Consider the following 8,403-nt stretch of genomic DNA (forward strand, 5'->3'; position numbering starts at 1 on the left):
CCACGCCCTGCAGGAGAGCTCCTACTCGGACAGAATGATACCCACCGCTATACGACGCTAGGGAGAACAGCACATGAACGCAGAAGCCGCACCGACATCCTACAAGGTCATCGCGATCGTCGCGTTGATTTGGAACATCCTAGGGTTACTCGCCTTTGTGGCACATCTACTGATCACGCCTGACATCATCGCGGCCATGCCCGAGGCGCGGCAGGCGCTCTATCTCAATGCGCCCGGATGGCTCAATGTCGCGTTTGGCAGCGCCGTCATTGGCGGAACGCTCGGCGCGCTGGGTCTTGTGCTAAAAAAATCGTGGTCGATTCCGTTGCTGATTGTTTCGCTGATTGGCGTACTCGCGCAGCACTATCACAGTTTTTTCATGAGCAATACGTTCGACGTATTGGGTCAAAGCGCGATGGTGATGCCCATTGTGGTTATCGCGATTTGCGTGTTTCTCGTGTGGTTTGCACTGAACGCAAAGAAAAAGGGCTATTTGTCTTAGGCTAAAGGAGCCCGACTTCGGGCTAGCCGGCGACTGTTCTGTACAGCGTTGTGGGTTGCGCGTGAATCCCCGAGACGATCGGGCATACCACCGGATCACTTACCAAAGGGCGATTTCGCGCGCGAGGTTGTTCACTTTGGAGAGCATGAGCAAATATTGCTCGTTGATGGCGACTTCGTCCCGCGCATCGAGCCGATGGCCCGCCTCAGGGCAAAGATACACGTCGCTGATCGATCCGATGCCGCTATAACCTTCGAGCAGCTCCTCGGCACCGATACGACTGTCTTTGCGAATCGCGGTGACGCATTCATCGAGCCAGACTGCCCAATGCGTCTCGTCGAAACCGCGCAAGAAACGAGCGAGCTCTTGACATCGCACAACTAACTCGACTTTGCGCACGCGCAGGTCATTGGCCGGCGCACCCTGTGATGGCGAATCGTCAAAAATAACGGAAGCCGCCGAATCGTCAATGAAGCGGCGCACGGCGCCACTGTTAAAATCACTCATGCTCGATCGTCCATTTTCTCTACCACACCGACCAACAATTCAAGTCGCTCAATGGGGTCGCAAATTTCCAAGCCAAATTGCTTTTGCTCGTTTGTTAGAGGCAAAAATTCCATGAGTCGGTATCCGACCCACGACGCGTTGGCAAAGTCGCGCTCAATCAGTTCGTAATGGGAACCCGTTTCCCCAAGAATGCGTTCGACTATTTCGGCAAGGTGACGATACTGGGCCGGCACCGGCACAGCCGGTTCGCGGTTGAGTAAGGTCACTTGGCCGACAAGCAAGCCGTTATTTTTAACAGAAGTATCGACTAGCCTGAAACGCTGTAAGCCTATCGCGGTAATGCCGAGAAGGCCATCATCATATTGGTACCAATCCGCGATTTTAGCAAATGTGCCGATTGCATGAACTTTGTCCGTGGCGGTTTCGCTGCCCTCCTGAATAAGACTCACACCAAAACCAGAGTCGGAAGACAAGCACTTACCCACCATCTCCAGATAGCGAGGCTCAAAGATGCGCAGCAAGAGCGGACCACCGGGCGTCAGCACGGTGGACAACGGAAACAGTGGAATTTCCATATAACTCATTACGTTAACCTGGCGTTATGCGTCAAAAACCAGACCGGGATAGCGGTCTATCGGAGTGTGCACGGGACCCTTTGTTACGGTGAGTGCGCAGTATGACACTAATTAACAGTTGCGCGTGGCACCGTGCGCCATGTGGCTGAATGTACACGGCCATTGCGCAAAATTAGGCGACGCCAGTGCGCGCGATCAAGCGCTAAGGTCGCGTAGGCCGTCAAGCAGTCGGTCATGCAGTCCGCCGAATGAACCGTTGCTCATTATCACCACAACGTCACCGGCGTTGACTGTGTCAAGTAAGGCGTCAAGCAAGGCGCTGACCGTTGCCGCGCTCACCGCATGCTCTAACGGAGCCAGAACCGGCGGTACATCCCACTGCAAATCCTCGGGTGCCAGCAACGCGGTGACATCGGCCTGCGCAAGCGCAGCGGAGAGCCCCACCGTATCGACGTGCGTCTTCATTGTGTTCGATCGAGGCTCGAGCACCGCCACTAGACGCGCAGTCGGATAACGGGTACGCACACCCTCCAACGTGGCTCGAATTGCCGTCGGATGATGAGCAAAGTCATCGATGACCGTGACACCCTGTACTTGGCCGCGTACTTGGAGACGCCTAGCGACCCCTTCGAACTGACTCAGTGCCTGGATAGACTGTTCAATCGACACACCCACGCGATGCGCCGCGGCAACGGCGGCCAACGCGTTGCCACTGTTATGTCGGCCCGGCATGGGTGCGCACCAACCATGATTCTCGGCCCCCCGTATCAGTCGATTGCCATCAATGCGCCAATCTGCCTCGGGCGCATCCAGCCCAAAACGCTGAAGTTGACTCCAACATCCCATTTCAAGCACCGCTTCAAGCGCCTTGTCACCCGCGTGTGACAACACCAATCCCTCGGATGGAACGGTGCGAATCACGTGATGAAACTGACGCTGAATATCGGCGAGCGAGTGAAAGATATCGGCGTGATCGAACTCGAGGTTGTTGAGAATCAGCGTATGAGGCCGGTAGTGCACAAACTTCGAACGTTTATCGAAAAACGCACTGTCGTATTCGTCCGCCTCCACCACAAAACAATCGCCGGTACCGCTGCGCGCGGATTCATTGAAATTGGTCGGTACACCGCCAATCAAGAATCCTGGCGCGTGGCCGCTGTGTTCAAGAATCCACGCTAACATTGAGGTTGTGGTGGTCTTGCCGTGCGTGCCCGCAACCGCGAGCACATGGCGACCCACTAATACGTTCTCCGCCAGCCACTGCGGTCCCGACAGATAAGGCAATCCGCTGTTAAGCAAGAACTCCACCGCGGGATAACCACGCGTCATCGCATTGCCGACCACCACCTGATCGATCGGGCGAGCGAACTGCGACCGCTCGTCGAGTGGATCAATGTCAATGCCCAGCTCAGCTAGCTGCGTGCTCATGGGCGGATACACGTTGGCATCCGCGCCGCTGACGGTGTGGCCCGCTTCGATGGCCAGGCGAGCCACGCCACCCATAAATGTGCCGCAGATGCCCAGGATGTGAATATGCACGATCGTTCCTTCGCGTTTAGCCGACTTCGGTCGAAGCCAAATGGTTCAGTCACGAGTATAACGCGAGCGATGGGCAGGCCAAATCGTGCTAAGCTCGGTCGCACGTTGCTGCCGCGATCACCCCATGCCAAACGCACTTATTGATACACCCCAAACACTCGACGAAGTCTGCGAACACATTCGCACGGCAACGCATGCGGCCATCGACACCGAGTTCATACGCCAGCGCACCTTTCGTCCGCAACTCTGCCTGATTCAAATCGCGGTACACGATGACATCTACTGCGTAGACCCTCTGGCGTTCGACGATTTGACCGACTTAATGACCGCGCTGAATGGCGTGGAGATTGTGATCCACTCAGCACGTCAAGACATCGAGGCACTGTTTCAGACCACCGGCACCATGCTAACGCCATTGTTCGACACTCAAGTTGCCGCCGGCCTGACGGGGCTAGGCGATCAAGTGAGTTATTCGGGACTGGTCCAGAATGTACTCGACGTGGAGCTTGACAAAGGCGAGACACGCACCAATTGGGCTCAGCGCCCACTCACCGAAGCGCAAGTGCGTTATGCCGAGGATGATGTGCGCTATCTTCTCAAGCTCCTCGCCCCGCTCAAGCAGCGCCTCATCGATACCGATCGGCTCGCCTGGCACCAGCAGGAATGCGACCAACTCGGTAATCCCGCGCTGTACTCCCACGATCCGGGCACAGCCTGGACGCGCGTCAAAGGCACACGCCCTTTGAGTCGGTCACAACGTCGTGGCATGAAGCGCCTCGCGGCGTGGCGCGAAGAGCAGGCTTGGAACAAAGACAAGCCGCGCAAATGGATTATGAGTGACGAAGACCTCGTGACGCTCGCATTGCATGAACCGGACTCACCTGAAACGCTGACGCAGCTATTGGATGCGCGGCAACGCTACTTGCGTCAGCACAGTGACGACCTGTTTGCGGTCTTACAACAGGCGCTTGATGATCCGATTGAACCGCCGTTTACCGGCAACGATCCGGAAGAAATGCGCCGCATAAAACTGTGCATGGGAACACTGCGAGAGGCCGCTCAACAAGCGGACATCAGCCCGTCGCTGTTAGGCACCCGCAAAGATGTAACACACCTTGTGCGGGGCGAACCCAGCCCACTGCTCGAATCCTGGCGATTCGAATTGATCGGGCAGTCGCTGCAGACGCTACTCGCCGACCGCTGACACCCCGTCCAGCGACGACAACGCTCGTTGCGCTCATGGCCGTACGGGGCGTCAACCACCTGTATAACGATCGGCTAGAGGGACGCGAGCCACTCGTCGTCGGATCCCTCCGCGATATCTTCGAACAAAAACGTGCTCATATACCGCTCCCCGGTATCGGGCAACATCGCCACAATCACGCTTCCTTCCGGCGCATCGTTAGCCACCTTGAGCGCGGCGCACAATGTGCCCCCAGCCGAAACGCCCACTAAGATCCCCTCACGTCGCCCCAGTTCGAGCGATGTATCGCGAGACTCGTCATCACCGACCAACACAATCGAATCGACCACCGAACGATCAAGCACAGACGGCAAAAAATCCGGCGTCCAGCCTTGGATTTTGTGCGGCTGCCATTCGTTGCCTGACAGCATAGCGGCCCCCTCCGGCTCAGTAGCCACAATCTGAATCGACGGTCGAGCTGCTTTGAGTGCCGCGCCGGCGCCACTCACCGTACCCCCAGTACCCCAACCGCTCACAAAGTAATCGAGACGTTCACCGGCAAAATCACTGAGAATCTCAGGCCCCGTCGTGCTCGCGTGGTACGCGGGATTCGCCGGATTATCAAACTGCTCAGCCCAATACCAGCCGTGCTGTTCCGCCAGTTCCCGTGCCTTTCTAACCATACCCGAGCCGCGCTCGGCGGCCGGAGTGAGAATCACCTTGGCGCCCAGCGCACGCATAATACGACGCCGTTCAACCGAGAACGATTCCGCCATAACGGCGACAAACGGGTAGCCCCTCGCTGCACACACCATAGCCAATGCAATGCCGGTGTTTCCGGAGGTGGCTTCGACCACCGTCTGTCCGGGTGTCAGCACACCTCTTGCCTCGGCGTCTTTAATGATCGCAATGGCGAGGCGATCCTTGACCGACGCCATCGGATTGAACGATTCCACCTTGACGTAAAGATCGACGTGGTCGGGCGCCATGTGATTGAGTCGGACCACCGGCGTGCGGCCAATGGTGTCGACGATGCTTGCGTATTTCATTTCTGTGCTCCCTTGCGTGAGGTTGATTCCATCCTACAGTGATCGGACGTGAAAACGGGTCAGTTAGCGGCAAACGGGGCTGGCTCAGGCGCTTTACGTTCCGGCGCGAACAGCTTTAGAAACGATCCAAACGCCAGTGCATTGCCCACTGGAAAATCAAAATCGGTTGCGAGTGCTGCCACCACATTGCGTTTGCCGCCCAATAATCGCTTAAGCGACATTTCGTCGGTGTGAACCTCAATGTCAGCTCCCTCCAACGCACTTTTTTTCACTTCGAGTACTCCTCGCCGCACCCATAACGACCACCACTGTTCCGTGTCGGTAAAAAATAGGTTTACTTTGATTTCGGTCTCCAGCACGTCCTCAGCGCGCAAGTTGACGCTCAGTGAGTCAAACAGCGTCGTCATTGGTAGTTGGGCGAGCAGCACTTCAGAGGACGTATCGAGCGGCGTGAAGCGAACGCCGTCACGCAGCTCCAGTGCGCTACTCAGATAGTACTGGCGCTCATTGGGATTGGAGGCATTCTGCCCGCGTGCGATCAACGCCCGAACGCGTGCTGACCGGGCAGCCTCGTGAGTCGGATCGAGGCGCAGCACATGATCGCTGAGCTCCAGCACCCATTGGTGTTCCCCGCGCTCATCGGCGTTGGCCAGTGCCGTCGTCAGCGCATCAAAACCACCGGCAAGCGCCTGAACGTGTTGCGCACGTTCAAGGGGTGGCAGGGGCCGCAGCGTTGAGGGGTTACCATCAAACCAACCCAAGTTACCGGCATAAACGGCTTTGACTGACCATTCGATCTTGCCATAGAGCTCTCGCAGATACGGCGACTTAGCCAAATGAGGGGGTAGTTCGATTGCGGCGACCGCTTCATCGGGCGTATAGCCCTGGTTCATGTAGCGCACGGTTTGATCGTACACAAAACGAATCGCGTCGCGATAATCCGTCAGAATCTGCAAACTGTGTTCGCGCCCTTTAATCGCACTACCGTGACTGGGCACTAACAGATCCACGGGCAGCGAGCGCGCCAGGTCTAGGCTATTCGCCCATTGCTTGACCGAGCGATGCGGCGTGCCGCGAATCGTGTAGAGATTCGGGAACGCGCGATATAAGTTGTCACCGACCGCCAGCAAGCCCATAGATTCAATCCAAACAAATAGTTGATCATTGGTTTCACCCGGCGCATGCAGAAGACGAATCTCTAGCCCCGCCACGGTCGCCAGCAACGTATCGCTGAACGTACGCGTGGGTTCGATAAAGCCAAAGTCACTCTCCTCATTAATGCGCAGACTAATCCCAATACCGTCGTTCTGTGCGCCACGATCAAGCTTCGTGCCAAACATGCGATAGGAGCGCGCGCTGATAATCGGCCGAAACTCACTCACGATACGATGCACGTAATAGGCAGTAGTCTCGTGGCCAAATACCTCGACAGGGCGGCCCGGATGCGCCAATACATCAACAAACGACTGCGCGCCAAAAACATGATCGGCGTGGTTGTGGGTATAAATAATTGCCGCGAGGGGCTTATCGCTCAACGCACGAAAGCGATTGGCGACCTCAAGGCCGGCCTCGAGCGTCTCCATCGTGTCGATCACGATTAGCCCATCGGTCCCTTCGATCAAAATGGAGTTGGCCAGCCCAAATCCCACCGCAACCCATACCCCGTCGGCCACCTGCTCGACACGCTGACGAAATTCATGCGTGAGTTCGCGCATCGCCTCATCGTCCGGCGTGTCGGCGGCAACCGGCTCGGTATCCGGGGAACCACAGCTTGTCAGGAACAACAGTAACGACAGTAACCAATAGGAGTAAGTGGTGTGCATAAACTTCGCCTTAATAATGTTTGAACGCGATTGGTTGAGCTAAAACGCCTCACAGTGCCCATTTGTGATATCGGCCACTTCCACACTGCCGTCATTGCCGACATCCAGTAAGCGTCCCTGCCAAACGGCATCATCGAACTTATACGTCATCACATGCAGCGATGACACATCATCGATTACTCGTATGCGAATGACACCCGCCTGAGCCAACGCTATACCCGACTCGGGGTGTCTATCGTCGAGCAGGATATCCCAGACCGGCGTGTGGGCGAGTAACGTGTGGTGAGGATAACGCGCTATGGACTTCGACTCGACATCAACCGTCGGCGCGCGCGCGCCTGCGACGATGACACCGAGCAAGAAACCGGTCAGTACCAGCGCAAGGGATTGCCCATAGGAAGTCATGGCCATCGTTCACCTATAAAGAAAGGTCTTTTCATAGCGGCAAAACGCCGCTCAGGAGGTCGATCGTCGATTTTAGTTTGCAATACGTTGTGATCGTCAGCGTCGACCGGTTTGTGCGTGATACAGGTTGTCGCCGGGTGATTGATAAACCAACTCCCGTTCTTCGAGTCGTTCGTCGGTCAGATGGGCCTGGGTACAAATCCGCCGCCACAATTTGGACACACCTTGTTAAACCGTTCGACGCAATCACGGCAGAACGTGCACTCGAACGAACAGATCAGTGCGTCGTTCGCCTCGGGCGGAAGCGGAATCGCGCAGTGTTCGCCACTTGGCCGTCATTGCCGCCTGCTCGCCCCTGACCGTGAATGGTTCCAAACCGTACCCCCGGCACGCGGAGCACGCAATGCCCTTCACCGAGTCAACCTAGCGCGCGGCCGGTCGTTTTTCTTGACAACTTTGCCGCTTAAGGCAATAGTGCGCAGCCTTCGCGGCCTAGGGCCACGAATTGAGGTTAATTTATGACAATTGTTGATGCCATACTTTGCAAACGGTAAAGGAACGTTTGGAGAGGACATTAAAAGGAGAACGACATGGCCAAAAAGAAGCGGCCGCCTCGCTTGAGCGGGCCGCGAAATACACTTCACAACCATCCGCTGTTACGTAAAGGCGGCCAACATCAAACCAGCACCAAAGCCAAACGACGTTTGGACAAGGTCAACCTGAAACGGGAGTGGCCACAGGTAAAGACACCCTCTTTACCTGTGGCCATTTTCGTTGACGGCCACTGACCCAATACCGGGCATTCGTCCTTATTACCCGG

At 56.5% G+C, this 8,403-nt stretch carries 8 protein-coding genes and 1 pseudogene; 2 read left to right on the plus strand and 7 right to left on the minus strand.

From position 1 onward, the window contains the following. Positions 1–73: 73 nt before the first annotated feature. Positions 74–502 (plus strand): hypothetical protein, encoded by a 429-nt coding sequence (locus AAF465_12580; GenBank protein ID MEM7083560.1) that lies wholly within the window; start codon positions 74–76, stop codon positions 500–502. A gap of 99 nt (positions 503–601) precedes the next feature. Here the strand turns inward: AAF465_12580 and AAF465_12585 are convergent, their stop codons facing one another. From AAF465_12585 to mpl, 3 genes are all read right to left on the minus strand, one after another. Beyond that, a complete protein-coding gene (locus AAF465_12585) occupies positions 602–1,009 on the minus strand; it encodes a hypothetical protein (protein MEM7083561.1) in 408 nt (135 codons plus the stop codon). After that, positions 1,006–1,593 carry an LON peptidase substrate-binding domain-containing protein gene (locus AAF465_12590; protein MEM7083562.1) on the minus strand — a complete coding sequence of 196 codons (588 nt, stop codon included), beginning with the start codon at positions 1,591–1,593 and terminating at the stop codon, positions 1,006–1,008. Before AAF465_12590 ends, AAF465_12585 begins: the two co-directional genes overlap by 4 nt. Positions 1,594–1,779: 186 nt before the next feature. Beyond that, positions 1,780–3,123, minus strand: coding sequence for a UDP-N-acetylmuramate:L-alanyl-gamma-D-glutamyl-meso-diaminopimelate ligase (gene mpl, locus AAF465_12595; GenBank protein MEM7083563.1), 1,344 nt, complete (start codon positions 3,121–3,123; stop codon positions 1,780–1,782). Between the two features lie 124 nt (positions 3,124–3,247). Here mpl and rnd point away from each other — a divergent pair, with 124 nt between their 5' ends. Beyond that, entirely contained in the window at positions 3,248–4,327 is a 1,080-nt protein-coding gene (rnd, locus tag AAF465_12600; protein ID MEM7083564.1) for a ribonuclease D, read from the plus strand. Positions 4,328–4,401: 74 nt separating this feature from the next. Here rnd and cysK read toward each other — a convergent pair whose 3' ends face one another. The 4 genes and pseudogenes from cysK to AAF465_12620 form a co-directional block, all read right to left on the minus strand. Next, positions 4,402–5,355 carry a cysteine synthase A gene (cysK, locus tag AAF465_12605; protein MEM7083565.1) on the minus strand — a complete coding sequence of 318 codons (954 nt, stop codon included), beginning with the start codon at positions 5,353–5,355 and terminating at the stop codon, positions 4,402–4,404. A 59-nt stretch (positions 5,356–5,414) separates the two neighbouring features. Beyond that, positions 5,415–7,178 (minus strand): alkyl sulfatase dimerization domain-containing protein, encoded by a 1,764-nt coding sequence (locus AAF465_12610; GenBank protein ID MEM7083566.1) that lies wholly within the window; start codon positions 7,176–7,178, stop codon positions 5,415–5,417. Positions 7,179–7,217: 39 nt separating this feature from the next. Next, positions 7,218–7,589, minus strand: coding sequence for a hypothetical protein (locus AAF465_12615; protein MEM7083567.1), 372 nt, complete (start codon positions 7,587–7,589; stop codon positions 7,218–7,220). Then, positions 7,580–7,924 (minus strand): annotated as a pseudogene (locus tag AAF465_12620) (DUF1272 domain-containing protein). Before AAF465_12620 ends, AAF465_12615 begins: the two are co-directional and overlap by 10 nt. Between the last annotated feature and the right edge of the window lie 479 nt (positions 7,925–8,403).

Source organism: Pseudomonadota bacterium, from assembly GCA_039028935.1.
In the GTDB taxonomy this organism is placed as follows: domain Bacteria; phylum Pseudomonadota; class Gammaproteobacteria; order Steroidobacterales; family SZUA-146; genus SZUA-146.

What these genes read in the sequence shown, in the direction of transcription:
- AAF465_12580 (MEM7083560.1), top strand. Translation starts at nt 74, where the DNA reads ATGAACGCAGAAGCCGCACCGACATCCTACAAGGTCATCGCGATCGTC.
- AAF465_12585 (MEM7083561.1), bottom strand. Translation starts at nt 1,009, where the DNA reads ATGAGTGATTTTAACAGTGGCGCCGTGCGCCGCTTCATTGACGATTCG.
- AAF465_12590 (MEM7083562.1), bottom strand. Translation starts at nt 1,593, where the DNA reads ATGAGTTATATGGAAATTCCACTGTTTCCGTTGTCCACCGTGCTGACG.
- rnd (MEM7083564.1), top strand. Translation starts at nt 3,248, where the DNA reads ATGCCAAACGCACTTATTGATACACCCCAAACACTCGACGAAGTCTGC.
- cysK (MEM7083565.1), bottom strand. Translation starts at nt 5,355, where the DNA reads ATGAAATACGCAAGCATCGTCGACACCATTGGCCGCACGCCGGTGGTC.
- AAF465_12610 (MEM7083566.1), bottom strand. Translation starts at nt 7,178, where the DNA reads ATGCACACCACTTACTCCTATTGGTTACTGTCGTTACTGTTGTTCCTG.
- AAF465_12615 (MEM7083567.1), bottom strand. Translation starts at nt 7,589, where the DNA reads ATGGCCATGACTTCCTATGGGCAATCCCTTGCGCTGGTACTGACCGGT.